The 13,747-nt window shown below is 69.6% G+C and carries 10 protein-coding genes and 4 pseudogenes; 9 read left to right on the plus strand and 5 right to left on the minus strand.

Annotated features, from left to right (window positions below):
- Positions 1-22: 22 nt before the first annotated feature.
- A complete protein-coding gene (locus BJF85_RS05555; RefSeq protein ID WP_255375409.1) occupies positions 23-949 on the minus strand; it encodes a D-alanyl-D-alanine carboxypeptidase family protein in 927 nt (308 codons plus the stop codon).
- On the opposite strand from BJF85_RS05555, the gene BJF85_RS29665 reads away from it, so the two are divergent.
- Together BJF85_RS29665 and BJF85_RS05560 are read left to right on the plus strand one after the other, a co-directional pair.
- Positions 948-1,271 carry a hypothetical protein gene (locus tag BJF85_RS29665; RefSeq protein WP_255375407.1) on the plus strand — a complete coding sequence of 108 codons (324 nt, stop codon included), beginning with the start codon at positions 948-950 and terminating at the stop codon, positions 1,269-1,271. The two genes, BJF85_RS05555 and BJF85_RS29665, sit on opposite strands and share 2 nt — an antisense overlap.
- A gap of 106 nt (positions 1,272-1,377) precedes the next feature.
- Positions 1,378-1,623: an SCO4848 family membrane protein gene (locus BJF85_RS05560; protein ID WP_075846040.1), complete on the plus strand. Its 246-nt coding sequence runs from the start codon at positions 1,378-1,380 to the stop codon at positions 1,621-1,623.
- An 84-nt stretch (positions 1,624-1,707) separates the two neighbouring features.
- Here BJF85_RS05560 and BJF85_RS05565 read toward each other — a convergent pair whose 3' ends face one another.
- The 4 genes and pseudogenes from BJF85_RS05565 to sdhC all read right to left on the minus strand — a co-directional run bounded on the left by BJF85_RS05565 (position 1,708) and on the right by sdhC (position 5,191).
- On the minus strand, positions 1,708-2,484 hold the full coding sequence (locus BJF85_RS05565) for a succinate dehydrogenase iron-sulfur subunit (RefSeq protein WP_075846041.1): 777 nt from the start codon (positions 2,482-2,484) through the stop codon (positions 1,708-1,710).
- Between the two features lie 34 nt (positions 2,485-2,518).
- Positions 2,519-4,308: pseudogene (sdhA, locus tag BJF85_RS05570) on the minus strand (succinate dehydrogenase flavoprotein subunit).
- Between the two features lie 23 nt (positions 4,309-4,331).
- Positions 4,332-4,745 (minus strand): succinate dehydrogenase hydrophobic membrane anchor subunit, encoded by a 414-nt coding sequence (locus BJF85_RS05575; RefSeq protein ID WP_075846042.1) that lies wholly within the window; start codon positions 4,743-4,745, stop codon positions 4,332-4,334.
- Positions 4,745-5,191, minus strand: coding sequence for a succinate dehydrogenase, cytochrome b556 subunit (gene sdhC / locus BJF85_RS05580; protein ID WP_075846043.1), 447 nt, complete (start codon positions 5,189-5,191; stop codon positions 4,745-4,747). Before sdhC ends, BJF85_RS05575 begins: the two co-directional genes overlap by 1 nt.
- A gap of 485 nt (positions 5,192-5,676) precedes the next feature.
- Between sdhC and BJF85_RS05585 the strand changes: the two genes are divergently transcribed.
- From BJF85_RS05585 to BJF85_RS05610, 7 genes and pseudogenes are all read left to right on the plus strand, one after another.
- Positions 5,677-6,798, plus strand: a complete 1,122-nt coding sequence (locus BJF85_RS05585) for a BMP family protein (protein WP_075846044.1) — start codon at positions 5,677-5,679, stop codon at positions 6,796-6,798.
- Positions 6,799-7,090: 292 nt separating this feature from the next.
- Positions 7,091-8,673 (plus strand): annotated as a pseudogene (locus BJF85_RS05590) (ABC transporter ATP-binding protein).
- Between the two features lie 79 nt (positions 8,674-8,752).
- Positions 8,753-9,843, plus strand: a pseudogene (locus BJF85_RS05595) (ABC transporter permease).
- Positions 9,840-11,090: pseudogene (locus tag BJF85_RS05600) on the plus strand (ABC transporter permease); the annotation flags it as partial. The pseudogenes BJF85_RS05595 and BJF85_RS05600, both read left to right, overlap by 4 nt.
- A gap of 61 nt (positions 11,091-11,151) precedes the next feature.
- Positions 11,152-11,538: a cytidine deaminase gene (locus BJF85_RS05605; protein WP_075846054.1), complete on the plus strand. Its 387-nt coding sequence runs from the start codon at positions 11,152-11,154 to the stop codon at positions 11,536-11,538.
- Positions 11,539-11,585: 47 nt separating this feature from the next.
- Positions 11,586-12,335 carry a VOC family protein gene (locus tag BJF85_RS27860; protein WP_222844443.1) on the plus strand — a complete coding sequence of 250 codons (750 nt, stop codon included), beginning with the start codon at positions 11,586-11,588 and terminating at the stop codon, positions 12,333-12,335.
- A gap of 4 nt (positions 12,336-12,339) precedes the next feature.
- Entirely contained in the window at positions 12,340-13,674 is a 1,335-nt protein-coding gene (locus BJF85_RS05610) for a thymidine phosphorylase (RefSeq protein ID WP_075846045.1), read from the plus strand.
- Positions 13,675-13,747 lie beyond the last annotated feature (73 nt).

The following is a 13,747-nucleotide window of genomic DNA, read 5'->3' on the forward strand; positions in this document are numbered from 1 at the left end:
GAACAGTCGAACCAGGCGGCCGCTACACCCGCTCGTCCCGGCTGAGGGCGATCCCGACGCCGACCCCGACCGACACGAGGATCACCAGCGCCACGATCCACCCGACGGCCGACGACCCGCCCGACCCGGCGGGCCGCGCGTCGGCGGCCTCGGCCGTGCCACCGCCGTCGGCGCGGGCCTCGCCGGTGCGGACGGGCGCCTGCGGCTGCGGCGGTGCCGTCGTGACCCGGCCGACCGCCGGCACGCCCTCGGCGGCGAGCCGGAAGCCGTAGTCGAACAGGCTCCTGGCCTGGTCGCTCACCTGCACCGGACGCTGTTCGGCGCGCAGCAGCACCACGGCGATGCGGCGGCCGTCCCGTTCGGCCGCGCCCACGTAGGTGTGCCGGGACGCGCTGGTGAACCCCGTCTTCCCGCCGAGGATGCCGGGGTACTCGTCGAGCAGGCGGTCGTTGTTGACCAGCGGATGCGGCGGTTCCCCGCGCCCGCCGGGGAACATCATCCGTTGCACGCCCGCGGCCTCGGCGAACTGCGGGTTCGTCATGGCGTGGGTGAACAGCAGCGCCTGGTCGTAGGCCGACGTCACCATGCCCGGCCCGTCCAACCCGGACGGCGACGCGGCACGGGTGTCGGTCGCGCCGAGCTCGTGGGCCAGGGCGTTCATCTTGCGCAGCGCCTCGTCGACGCCGCCGAGCGCACCGGCGAGCGCGTGCGCCGCGTCGTTGCCGGACTTGACCATCGTCGCCAGCAGCAGGTCCCGCACGGAGTAGGGCGAGCCGGCCTCCAGATCGGCGCACGAGCACTCCTGATCGGCGTCCCGCTGCGTCGGGACGACGATCTGTTCGGGGTCGAGCTCGTCGAGCACCACGAGCGCGAGCAACACCTTGATCAGTGACGCCGGCCGTTGCCGCCCGTGCGGATGGTGTGCCGCCAGCACCTCGCCGCTGTCCATGTCCTGGATGATCCAGTTCCGCGCCGTCAACGGCCGCGGCGGCAGCGGCGAACCGGGCGCGAGCACGAGCCCGCAGCCCCCGAGATGCTCGCCGCCCGGCGGGTCGGTGGGCACGGGCAGGGGGTCGGGCGAACGCTGCCCCGGCGCGGGTTCCTCCGACGTGTTGCCCGGCGGTGGCGGCAGCGTCGCGTTGGGGCACGTCGACTGGGCCCGCGCCGCGGGCGCACCGGCCGGGGTGAGCGGGGCGCTCGCGAGGACGAACCCCGCGAGGACCGTGATCACCAGCAGCCGGAAGACAGGTGTGCGCACCCGGGAAGGTTAGCCAGCTGCGCCGATGCCACGCCGGTGAATCCCCCGGGTCGGGGGTGCGGAGTCAGCGGTTCGGGGGTGACGACCGACACCCGGGCCGGCCGGGGATACTGCACCACATGCGCATGTCCCGTGGAGTATCGGCGTTCCTGCTGGCCTTCGGCGTGTGGTCGTGGATCATCTGGATCACGTTCGCCCGCAACCTGTGGACCAGCGACAACGCGTGGGCGGCCGACGGCTCACCCACGTCGTTCTTCTGGGTCCACCTCGTGCTGACCGTCGTGTCGTTCGTACTCGGCACGATCATCGGCGTCATCGGCTGGCGCGGCCTGCGGGCCCTCAAGCGGCAGCCCGCCGAGCACTGAGCCCGCCGACAACGTCAGCCCCCGAAACACGAGAAGAGGCGCCCGGCTCGCGGCCGGGCGCCTCTTGTCGTCAGGGGAGTCCGCTCACGTGCGCTTGAACAGCAGCGCGCGCTTGACCTCCTGGATCGCCTTGGTCACCTGGATTCCACGCGGGCAGGCGTCGGTGCAGTTGAACGTCGTGCGGCAACGCCACACGCCCTCGGCGTCGTTGAGGATGTCCAGCCGCTCCTCGGCCGCCTCGTCCCGCGAGTCGAAGATGAACCGGTGCGCGTTGACGATGGCCGCCGGGCCGAAGTACGACCCGTCCGCCCAGTACACCGGGCACGACGACGTGCACGCCGCGCACAGGATGCACTTGGTGGTGTCGTCGAACCGTTCGCGGTCGGCGACCGACTGGTACCGCTCGTTCGTCGGCTCGTTGCCGTAGGCGATCAGGTACGGCTTGATCGACTTGTACGCCTCGAAGAAGGGCTCCATGTCGACATAGAGGTCCTTCATCGTCGGCAGGCCCTTGATCGGGGCGATCGTGACCGTGGTGGCCTTGCCGGGCTTGGCCAGCAGGTCCTTGACCAGAACCTTGCAGGCGAGCCGGTTGATGCCGTTGATCTGCATCGCGTCCGACCCGCAGATGCCGTGCGCACAGCTACGACGGAACGACAGCGTGCCGTCCACGTAGCTCTTGATGTTCATCAGCAGGTTCAGCACACGGTCCGTGGGCAGCGCCGGGACGTCGTAGGACTCCCAGTGCGGCTCGTCGTCGATCTCCGGGTTGAACCGCAGGATCTTCACCGTGATGGTGACGGAGCCTTCCGGAGCCGGGATCTGGGACGTGTCGTTGGTGGGTTCAGCTACCGCTGTCATTTCACATCCTCCGCGAAGAGGCGGTCAGTACGCATCAGTACTTCCGCTCCATGGGCTCGTACCGGGTGAAGACGACCGGCTTGTAGTCCAGCCGCAGGTCCGACATGAACCCGGACAGACCCAGCGGAGCGTCCGGGTCCTCCTTCTCCGGCAGGATCTTGTAGGTCATCGAGTGCCGCATGAAGTTGGTGTCGTCGCGGTCCGGGTAGTCCTCGCGGGCGTGTCCGCCGCGGGACTCCTTACGCGCGAGCGCCGCGTTCACCAGCATCTCGGCCAGGTCGAGCAGGAAGCCCAGTTCGATGGCCTCGAGCAGGTCGGTGTTGAACCGCTTGCCCTTGTCGTGCACCGCGATGCGGCCGTAACGCTCCTTGAGCGCCTGCACGTCGGACAGCGCCTGCTTGAGGGTGTCCTCGGTGCGGTACACGGCCGCGTTGGTGTCCATCGTCTGCTGGAGCTCGTTACGGATGTCGGCGACCCGCTCCCCGCCGTGGGCGGTGCGCAGGTGGTCGACCATGCCCTCGACCATCTTGGCCGGGTTCTCCGGAAGCTCGACGTGGTCGACCTCGCTCGCGTACTCCGCGGCGGCGATACCCGCGCGGCGGCCGAACACGTTGATGTCCAGCAGCGAGTTCGTGCCCAGTCGGTTCGAGCCGTGCACCGACACGCACGCCACCTCGCCCGCGGCGTACAGGCCGCGGATGACGGTGTCGTTGTCCTTGAGCGCCTCGCCCTTGACGTTCGTCGGGATGCCGCCCATGGCGTAGTGCGCCGTCGGGTACACCGGCACCGGCTCGTGCACCGGGTCGACACCCAGGTACGTGCGGGCGAACTCGGTGATGTCCGGCAGCTTGGTCTCGAGGACCTCCTCGCCGAGGTGCGTGCAGTCGAGGAACACGTAGTCCTTGTGCGGACCGGCGCCGCGACCCTCCAGCACCTCGAGGACCATCGAGCGGGCGACGATGTCGCGCGGCGCGAGGTCCTTGATCGTCGGGGCGTAGCGCTCCATGAAGCGCTCACCCGACTCGTTGCGCAGGATCGCGCCCTCACCGCGGGCGCCTCGGTGAGCAGGATGCCCAGACCGGCCAGGCCCGTCGGGTGGAACTGGTAGAACTCCATGTCCTCCAGCGGCAGGCCCTTGCGCGCGTAGATGCCCATGCCGTCGCCGGTCAGGGTGTGCGCGTTGGACGTCGTCTTGAAGACCTTGCCGAAGCCGCCCGTGGCGAACACGATCGACTTGGCCTGGAAGACGTGGATCTCGCCGGTCGCCAGCTCGTAGGCCACGGCGCCCGACGCGACCTGCTCGCCGTCCTCATTGGTCGACATCGTCACGTCGAGGACGTAGAACTCGTTGAAGAACTCGATCCCGTGCTTGACGCAGTTCTGGTACAGCGTCTGCAGGATCATGTGACCGGTGCGGTCGGCCGCGTAGCAGGCCCGGCGCACCGCGGCCTTGCCGTGGTCACGCGTGTGGCCGCCGAAGCGCCGCTGGTCGATCTTGCCGTCCTCCGTGCGGTTGAACGGCAGACCCATCTTCTCCAGGTCGAGCACCGCGTCGATGGCCTCCTTGGCCATGATCTCCGCGGCGTCCTGGTCGGTCAGGTAGTCGCCACCCTTGACGGTGTCGAAGGTGTGCCACTCCCAGTTGTCCTCTTCGACGTTGGCCAACGCGGCGCACATGCCGCCCTGGGCCGCGCCGGTGTGGGATCGCGTCGGGTACAGCTTGGTGAGCACGGCCGTGCGCGAACGCTGGCCGGCCTCGATCGCCGCACGCATACCGGCGCCACCAGCACCGACGATCACCACGTCGTACTTGTGGAACTGCATGAGAAGTCTCCGTGTGGTGGGGTTCAGTCGGTGATGTTCGGGTCGAACGTGAAGATCACCAGCGTGCCGAGCACGAGGATGACGGCCATCGAGACGTACAGCAGGCACTTCAGGTAGAAGCGCGTCGAGTCCTTGCGCGCGTAGTCGTCGATGACGGTCCGCAGCCCGTTACCGCCGTGCAGCTGCGCCAGCCACAGCATCGACAGGTCCCAGAACTGCCAGAACGGCGAGGCCCAGCGACCCGCGACGAACGCGAAGTTGATGCGGTGCACGCCGCCGTCGAGGATGTTCATGATGAACAGGTGGCCGAGCACGAGGACCACCAGCGCGAGGCCGGAGATCCGCATGAACGCCCAGCTGTAGAGCTCGAAGTTGTTCCGGCGCGCGGCCGGGCGCTTCGGGGAGCGCGGCTTGTCGAGAGTCAGCGATTCGGTCATCAGTGGCCGCCTCCGAACATTTCGCTCACCGTGCGCTCGAGCATGTAGTAGGTGCCCGGGATCATCACGACGACCCAGATGCCGAGGGTGGTCCACAGCATCGGGCGCTGGAACTTCGGTCCCTTCTCCCAGAAGTCGACCAGGATGACCCGCAGACCGTTCAGCGCGTGGAACAGCACGGCGCCGACGAGGCCGACCTCGAGGAGGTTGACGAACGGTGTCTTGTAGGTCGCGATGACCTGGTCGTAGGCGTTCGGCGACACTCTGACGAGCGCGGTGTCGAGAACGTGCACGAACAGGAAGAAAAAGGTGAGCACCCCGGTGATCCGGTGCGCTACCCAGGACCACATGCCGGGATCGCCGCGGTAGAACGTTCCGCTCCGGCGTGAGGCGCCCGCCCGATCACTCGCACGTGCCTCCGTGGCAGTGCTCGCAGTGGTGGACATCGGTGTACGGCCCTCCAACGTCACTGATGGACTTCGCCGCCCGGTGCGGCCGCGACTTTTTCGAGGTCATTGTCGCCCGAGCGTCGTATACGCGCCGAATGCTAGACCTGCCAGTCACGCGGGGCTCAACCTCGGGTTCCCAGCTGTGATCGACCAGACACCGAGGACGAATCCCGTAGCGCACGCCCGGGCCCCGCGAACGTCACCGTGATCACACCATCAGGTGCATTCCCCTCGGGAGCGCACAAGCGACGTTCGTTGGTGACCGTGAGTGAGTAAGAGGGTGCACAATCGGACGGCGATTGCCGGAACTTAAACATTTGGGTTACGCGGGGTGCCGAACAGCTGCCGTGAAGGTCACGGAGCGGTACGGTTCGCCAGTCCGCCCGAGTACACGGGCACACATTCTTCGGTCCGTCCGCGAACAGCGGGGAGGGAGTTACACCGTGCGGAGAAAGCGTGGTGCAGCGCTGGCGGCGATCGCCATGGCCGGCGTGTTGACGATGGCGGGTTGCGCCAAGGATTCCGGCAGCGGCGACGCGGGCGCGGCCGGCGGCGACGGCGGCGGTGGTGAGGCGGGCAGCTGCGTCACCCAGGACGCCCCCGCGGCTCCCGAGGGCGAGGCCGAACCCGAGGCCGAACGCAACACCGACGCCGACGCGAGCGACCTCAAGGTCGGCCTCGCCTTCGACGTCGGCGGCCGGGGCGACGCCTCGTTCAACGACGCCGCCGCGTTGGGTGTCGACGAGGCCGTCGAGCAGCTGGGTGCCGAGAAGGGCGCCGAGAGCCCCGCGCAGGGCACCGAGTCCGAGGACGCCAAGCAGCAGCGTCTCGAGCAGATGGCCAACCAGGGCAACAACCCGATCATCGCCGTGGGCTTCGCCTACGCCGAGGCCGTCGCCGCGGTCGCGCCGAAGCACCCGGACACCGAGTTCGCGATCGTCGACGACGACTCGGTCGAGGCCGAGAACGTCACGTCGCTCGTGTTCGCCGAGGAGGAGGGCTCCTTCCTCGCGGGCGTGGCCGCGGCCTACAAGACGACCGACTGCCAGGTGGGCTTCATCGGCGGTGTCGACACGCCGCTGATCCAGAAGTTCGAGGCCGGTTTCGAGCAGGGCGTCGAGGCCGCGGGCGGCGACAACATCGAGATCCGCAACGAGTACCTGACTCCGGCCGGCGACATCAGCGGCTTCAACGACCCGGCCAAGGCCAACGTCATGGCGGGCGCGATGCTCAGCCAGGGCACCGACGTGGTGTTCCACGCGGCGGGCGCGTCCGGTCAGGGCGTGTTCGAGGCGGCCGCGCAGAACGACGCGCTGGCCATCGGCGTCGACTCCGACCAGTACGAGCAGAAGACGCTCGCCGAGGTCCGCGATGTCATCGTCACCTCGATGCTCAAGCGGGTCGACGTCGCGGTGTACGACTACATCGCCGCGCTCGCCGAGGGCAACACCGACGAGCTGCCCGAGCGCTTCGACCTGTCGGTCGACGGGGTGGACTACTCGGACTCCAACTCGGATATCGAGGACATCACCGACGAGCTCGAGGGCTACAAGCAGGCGATCATCGACGGCGAGATCGACGTCTCGGACCAGACTCAGGGCTGATCCTTCGGGCTGAGCGGTTCGGCGTCGGACCGAAAACCGAACGCGACAACCGAAAACAGACAACCGAAGACGGATGTGGGGCTCGTGGGCGGCCACCGCCTGCGAGCCCCACCTGCCGTTTCGGTGGTTCGCCGCCACCGACGCGGCCTGATCTGCTTTGATGCCGGTCACCGGCACCGTACGGATCCAGCACCGAAGCAGCACCGCGCCGAAGCGGCGCTGCCCGGAAACACCCGCGAGAAATCCACGAAGAACGATCGTTGGCCCCTGCTCGAGCAAGGCGAATGAACAGATGACCGAACCGGAACCGGTGGTCGAACTCACCGGGATCACCAAGCGCTTCCCCGGCGTGGTGGCCAATTCCGACGTGCACCTGGCGGTGCGCGAGGGCGAGGTCCACGCCGTGTGCGGCGAGAACGGCGCCGGCAAGTCCACGCTGATGAAGATCCTCTACGGGATGCAGCAGCCGGACGAGGGCACCATCACGGTCGGCGGCGAGGTCGTGGAACTGCGCAACCCGCAGGACGCGATCAAGGCCGGCATCGGCATGGTGCACCAGCACTTCATGTTGGCCGACAACCTGACGGTGCGGGAGAACGTGCTGCTCGGCGCGGAGGGCCTGTACGGCATGGGCCGCAAGGCCCGCGCCCGGCTCACCGAACTGGCCGAACGCACGGGCCTGCGCGTCGACCCGGACACGCTGGTCGAGAACCTGGGTGTGGCCGACCGGCAGCGCGTCGAGATCGTCAAGGTGCTCTACCGCGGCGCGCGGATCGTCATCCTCGACGAGCCGACCGCGGTGCTCGTGCCGCAGGAGGTCGATGCGCTGTTCGAGACCGTCCGCGCGATGCAGGCGGACGGCTACACGTTCCTGTTCATCTCGCACAAGCTCGACGAGGTCCGCGCGATCGCGGACGAGGTGACGATCATCCGCCGCGGCACGACGGTCGGCACGGTCGACCCGAAGACCGTCAGCAGCAGGCAGTTGGCCGAGATGATGGTCGGCTCGCAGCTGCCGAGTCCGGAGACGCGCGAGTCGACGGTCACCGACCGCGTGGTGCTGCGGGTGCGCGACCTGCGGCTCGACGCCGACGACAGCGACCGCGCGCTGTGCGACGACGTCACGTTGACCGTGCACGCGGGCGAGATCGTCGGCATCGCCGGGGTCGAGGGCAACGGCCAGACCGAACTGGTCGAGACCATCATGGGCATGCGCAAGGCCTCGGCCGGCACGATCGAGCTGATCGACGCCAGCGGCAAGGGCGACACTGCCGAACCGACGCTGCGCACCATCACGAAGCTCGGCACCCTCGCCCGCCGCGAGGCCGGTATCGGCTACATCCCCGAGGACCGGCATCGGCACGGCCTGCTGCTGCGGCAGCCGCTGTGGTCGAACCGCATCCTCGGTCATCAGACGCGCAAACCGGTCTCCAGCGGCAATCTCATCTACCCGTCGGCGGCGCGCACCGACACCGAACGCATCGTCGAGGAGTACGACGTGCGCACTCCCGGGGTCGACGTGCTCGCCGGCGCGTTGTCGGGCGGCAACCAGCAGAAGCTGATCGTCGGCAGGGAGCTGTCGGGCGATCCGGTGCTGTTGATCGCCTCGCATCCGACGCGCGGTGTGGACGTCGCGCGCAGGCGCTGATCTGGGAGCAGATGCGCCAGGCGCGCCACGACGGGCTCGCGGTGCTGCTGATCTCGGCGGACCTCGACGAGTTGATCGGCCTGTCCGACACGATCCGCGTCATGCTGCGCGGCCGGCTCGTCAGCGAGGCAGACCCGGCCACCGTGACGCCGGAGGAACTCGGCTCGGCCATGACCGGCGCAGGCGACAGCGACGGCGACGCAGCGGGGGAGGTCGAGGACGCATGAACGAGAATTGCGGAGCGTGCGGAGCGTCGTTCATGGCGGCCGAGCGGGTGCGGGTGTCCCGCAAGGTGGAGGGCGACGCATGAACTGGCGTACCGCGCTGTTGCCACCGGCGCTCGCGATCGTGTTCGCGATGCTGCTGTCGTCGGTGGCGCTGCTGATCTCCGGGGCGAATCCGCTCGAGGCGTTCTCCACGATGGTGGCGCAGCTGTTCCGCGGGAACACGGCCGTCTCCACGGTGAACCTCGCGATCGTCTACTACCTGGCCGGACTCGCCGCGGCGATCGGCTTCCAGATGAACGTCTTCAACATCGGTGTCGAGGGCCAGTACCGGTTCGCCGCGATCGTCGCGGCCATCGTCGGTGCGTGGATGAAGCTCCCGCCGGTGCTGCACGTGATCGCGATCCTGCTGGTCGCGATGTTCGCCGGCGCGCTGTACGCGCTGCTGCCCGCGCTGCTCAAGGTGTACCGCGGCGTCAGCGAGGTCATCACGACGATCATGCTGAACTCGATCGTGTTCGGCATCGTGGCGTTCCTGATCAACCCGGACCAGTTCGGTGTGCTGCACGGCAACAACGTGTCGACCGCGCAGATCGAGCCGTCCGGCCGGATCCCGGGCATCCCGCTCGGCGAGGCGGGCACGGTGTTCGGCTTCATCGTGATCGCCGCGGGCCTGGGCTACGGCTACTGGTTCGTGTTGCGGCGCACGCGGTTCGGCTTCGAACTCAAGGCCAGCGGCGAATCGGCCACGGCGGCCGCGGCCGGTGGTGTGAGCGCGAAGAAGATGACCCTGGCGGCGATGCTGATCTCCGGCGCGTCGCGGGTCTGATCGCGATGCCCGAGCTGCTCGGCCGCGACTACGTCTACGCGATGACGGCCACGCAGGGCTACGGCTTCACGGGCCTCGCGGTCGCCCTGCTCGGCCGCAACCACCCCGCCGGGATCGCGTTCGGCGCACTGCTGTGGTCGTTCCTCGACCGCTCGGCGGTGTCGCTCGAATCGCTCGGCATCCCCAGTGAGATCGCGGTGATCATGCAGGGCTCGATCGTGCTGTCGGTCGTGGTGGCCTACGAGATCGTCCGGCGCGCCGACCTGGCCGCGGAACAGCGCCGCGTCGGCAGGGCGGGCCGCAACGGCAAACCCGCCTCGGTCGCGGAAGGAGGTGCGGTGTGAGCGCGGTGATGGAGACCCCGAACCCGGAGTCCAAGCAGAAGCCGGCCCACCGGATGCCCGGCTGGGCGCGCGGCGCGCTGTGGGCGATGGTCGCGATCGGCGTGCTGTCGACGACGACCTACCTCACCGACATGCCGCTGCTGACCTCCAGCAGCACGTCGCAGACGGCGCTGCGGCTCGCGTTGCCGATCCTGCTGGCCGCCCTCGGCGGTCTGTGGGCCGAACGCGCCGGCGTCATGAACATCGGTCTCGAGGGCATGATGATCCTCGGCACCTGGGGCGCCGCGTGGGGTGCGTTGCACGGCGGGGTGTGGGTCGGCCTGGTCGCCGGCATCGCCTTCGGCCTGCTGGGCGGTCTGCTGCACGCCGTGGCGGTGGTGACGTTCAACGTCAACCACATCGTCTCCGGTGTGGCGATCAACCTGCTCGGCCTCGGTATCGCGCAATATCTGGCGAACCTGCTCTTCGAACCGCTGTCGGGCAACCCGCGCGAGTCGCCGCCGGTCGACAAGTTCGAGACCTACTCGGCGACGTTCCTGGCCGACTGGCTGGGCATGTTGGAGGACGAACAGCGCGTCGTGCTGTCCGACGTCGCGGGGCTGCTGCGCGGTCTGGTCACGCAGGTCTCGCCGTTGGCGATGCTGGCGTTGCTCGCCGTGCCGGCGAGCTACTTCATCCTGTGGCGCACGCGGTTCGGCCTGCGGCTGCGGTCGGCCGGCGAGAGCCCCGTGGCGGCCGAGTCGCTCGGCGTGAACGTGTACCTGCACAAGTACATCGCCGTCGCGGTGTCGGGCGGTTTCGCCGGTGCCGGCGGTGCGTCGCTGGTGCTGCTCGAGGGCGGCGCCGACTACCTGGAGAACCAGGTCAACGGCCGCGGTTACATCGGCCTCGCGGCGATGATCTTCGGTAACTACCGGCCGAGCGGTCTGCTCGGCGGTGCCGCGTTGTTCGGCTACGCGGACGGGTTGCAGCTGTCCGGCGGCGGATCCGCGGTGCTGGCGCTGTGCTACGGCGCGGTGCTGCTGCTCGCCGTCATCGTCGTGTGGCAGGCGTGGAAGCGGAACTGGTTCGCCGCGCTCGGCGCCGCCGCCGGTGCGGGCGTCCTGTACTGGATCTACTGGACCAACGACGAGCTGCCCAGCGACCTCATCCCGTACACGCCGCACTTCGTGACGATCGTCGTGCTGGCGGTCGCGGCCCAACGGCTGCGGGTGCCGAAGGCGATCGGCAAGCAGTACCGCGCGGGGAGGACTAGTGGCCGGTTCGGACGCCACAGGTGGCGCGGGTTTCGGCGACACGGCTCCGTCCATTCCGGACTGGGCGTCGTTGCGGGCGGAGGCGGTGCGTGCGGCGGGATCGGCGTACGCACCGTATTCCGGCCTGCACGTCGGCGTCGCCGGGCTCGTGTCCGACGGCCGGGTCGTGACGGGCTGCAACGTCGAGAACGCCTCCTACGGCGTGGGCCTGTGCGCCGAGTGCACGATGGCCGGGCAGCTGCGGCTGTCCGGCGGCGGCCGGCTGACCGCCGTCGCGTGCCGCGGCGGTTCGGGCGAACTGCTCATGCCGTGCGGTCGGTGCCGGCAGATCCTGTACGAACTCGGCGGACCCGACTGCCTGCTCGACACCCCGAGCGGCATCCTGCCGATGTCGCAGGTCCTCCCGGACGCCTTCGGCCCGGCGGATCTGCCCACCTGACCCGGAATCCGGTCGCCGAGACCGGCCGGGCGTGCCAGGCTCGGGCGATGCGACTGGAGAACATCGTGTGGGACGCCCGCGACCCGCGGCGGCTCGGCGGCTTCTGGGCGGCGGCGCTGGACGCGGAGACGCTGACCGACGAACCGGACATCGTCGAGGCCCGCGTCCAGCTGTCCGGCGAGGCGTTCCTCGACCTGTGCTTCCCGCGGGTGGACGTGCCGTCCACCACGCCCGCCCGGCTGCACCTCGACCTGCGGGGCGGGCCGCGGCAGGCCGAAGTCGTCGAGAAGCTGCTCGGTCTCGGCGCGGTGCACGCCGACGTCGGGCAGGGCGACGTGCCGTGGACGGTGCTCGCCGACCCCGAGGGCAACACGTTCTGCGTGCTGCACGAGCGCGACGCCTACGCCGCCGGTTCCGGACCGGTCGCCGCGTTGCCGCTGGACAGCGCCGACCCCGAACGCGACGCCGAGTTCTGGGCCGCGATCACCGGGTGGGTCCCGTGCGCGGGCAGCGGGGGCGGAACCGCGTTGCGGCATCCCGACGGTGTCGGCCCGCTGCTCGAGCTGTGCCCCGAACCGGAACCGAAGCGCGGCAAGAACGGCCTGCACCTCGACGTCCGGCCGACCGGGGCCGATGGGGACGAGGACGTGGTCGAGCGGCTGCTGTCGACGGGCGGGGCTCGCGTCGCCGGCTACGACGGGCTGCCGTGGCAGGTGTTCGCCGACCCCTCGGGTAACGAGTTCTGCATCCTTGCGGCTTCGAACGCCGCGCACCAGGCTGACTCGACTTACAGTTGACGGCATGCACGAACCGTTCGCCGCTGTCGACGTCATCCGGGCCAAGCGGGACGGCGGCAGGCTGACGCCGGAGCAGATCGACTGGGTCGTCGACGCCTACACCCGCGGGGTGGTGTCGGAGGAGCAGATGGCCGCGCTCGCGATGGCCGTGTTCCTGCGCGGCATGGACTCGCGCGAGACGGCCCGCTGGACCGGGGCGATGATCGACTCGGGGGAGCGGTTGGCGCTGCACGTGTCGCGGCCGACGGTCGACAAGCACTCGACGGGCGGTGTCGGCGACAAGATCACGCTGCCGTTGGCGCCGCTGGTGGCGACGTGCGGGGCGGCCGTGCCGCAGCTGTCGGGCCGCGGGCTCGGGCACACCGGCGGCACGCTCGACAAGCTCGAGTCGATCCCCGGCTGGCGGGCGCAGCTCTCGGCCGTGGAGATCGGCAAACAGCTCGACGAGGTCGGCGCGGTCGTGTGCGCGGCGACCGACACGCTCGCGCCCGCCGACCGGAAGCTGTACGCGCTGCGCGACGTGACCGGCACGGTCGAATCGGTGCCGCTGATCGCCAGCTCGATCATGAGCAAGAAGATCGCCGAGGGGGCCGGCGGTCTGGTGCTGGACGTCAAGGTCGGCTCGGGGGCGTTCATGACCTCGCTCGACGACGCGCGCGCCCTCGCACGCACCCTCGTGGACATCGGGGCCGCGCACGGCCTGCCGACGCGGGCGCTGCTGACCGACATGTCGACGCCGTTGGGTTCGGCGGTGGGCAACGCGATCGAGGTGGCCGAGGCGGTGGACGTGCTGCGCGGCGGCGGCCCCGAGGACGTCGTGGCGCTGACCCTCGCGTTGGCGCGGGAGATGCTGGCGCTCGCCGGGCACGGCGACGTCGACCCGGCGCCGATGCTCGCGTCGGGCCAGGCGTACGAGACGTGGTGCCGGATGATCAGCGCGCAGGGCGGCGACCCGGAGGCGCCGTTGCCGACGCCCGCGCACGTCCACGTCGTCGAGGCGCCGCAGACGGGGGTGCTGACCCGGCTGGACGCCTACGCGGTGGGTGTCGCGGCGTGGCGGCTCGGCGCGGGGCGGGCGCGCCGCGAGGACCCGGTGCAGGCGACCGCCGGGGTGCGCTGCCTCGCGAAACCGGGGGAGCGGGTCGAACACGGACAACCCCTGCTGGAACTCCACACCGAGACCCCGGACGCCGTCCCGTCAGCCCTGGCAGCCCTGGGCGGTGCCGGTGGCATCGGCGCTGAGGCAGGTGGTGGGGACGCAGCAGTCGAGGTGTCGGACGAAGCGCCGGACCACCCGCCGTGGTCGACGACCACCGTGCTGGAAACCATCCGCGCCTAGAACCACGAAAAAGCTCCCAAGGGATATGCGTCGTACGAACCTGGGCCGATGCCTTAGGGGGCCTTGGGACTTT

The organism is Saccharomonospora sp. CUA-673 (assembly GCF_001942305.1).
Lineage (GTDB): Bacteria > Actinomycetota > Actinomycetes > Mycobacteriales > Pseudonocardiaceae > Prauserella.

Excerpts from the sequence above, each read along its gene's own strand:
- BJF85_RS29665 (WP_255375407.1), top strand. The coding sequence starts at position 948 with ATGTCCTGGATGATCCAGTTCCGCGCCGTCAACGGCCGCGGCGGCAGC.
- BJF85_RS05555 (WP_255375409.1), bottom strand. The coding sequence starts at position 949 with ATGGACAGCGGCGAGGTGCTGGCGGCACACCATCCGCACGGGCGGCAA.
- BJF85_RS05560 (WP_075846040.1), top strand. The coding sequence starts at position 1,378 with ATGCGCATGTCCCGTGGAGTATCGGCGTTCCTGCTGGCCTTCGGCGTG.
- BJF85_RS05565 (WP_075846041.1), bottom strand. The coding sequence starts at position 2,484 with ATGACAGCGGTAGCTGAACCCACCAACGACACGTCCCAGATCCCGGCT.
- BJF85_RS05575 (WP_075846042.1), bottom strand. The coding sequence starts at position 4,745 with ATGACCGAATCGCTGACTCTCGACAAGCCGCGCTCCCCGAAGCGCCCG.
- sdhC (WP_075846043.1), bottom strand. The coding sequence starts at position 5,191 with ATGTCCACCACTGCGAGCACTGCCACGGAGGCACGTGCGAGTGATCGG.
- BJF85_RS05585 (WP_075846044.1), top strand. The coding sequence starts at position 5,677 with ATGGCCGGCGTGTTGACGATGGCGGGTTGCGCCAAGGATTCCGGCAGC.
- BJF85_RS27860 (WP_222844443.1), top strand. The coding sequence starts at position 11,586 with ATGCGACTGGAGAACATCGTGTGGGACGCCCGCGACCCGCGGCGGCTC.
- BJF85_RS05610 (WP_075846045.1), top strand. The coding sequence starts at position 12,340 with ATGCACGAACCGTTCGCCGCTGTCGACGTCATCCGGGCCAAGCGGGAC.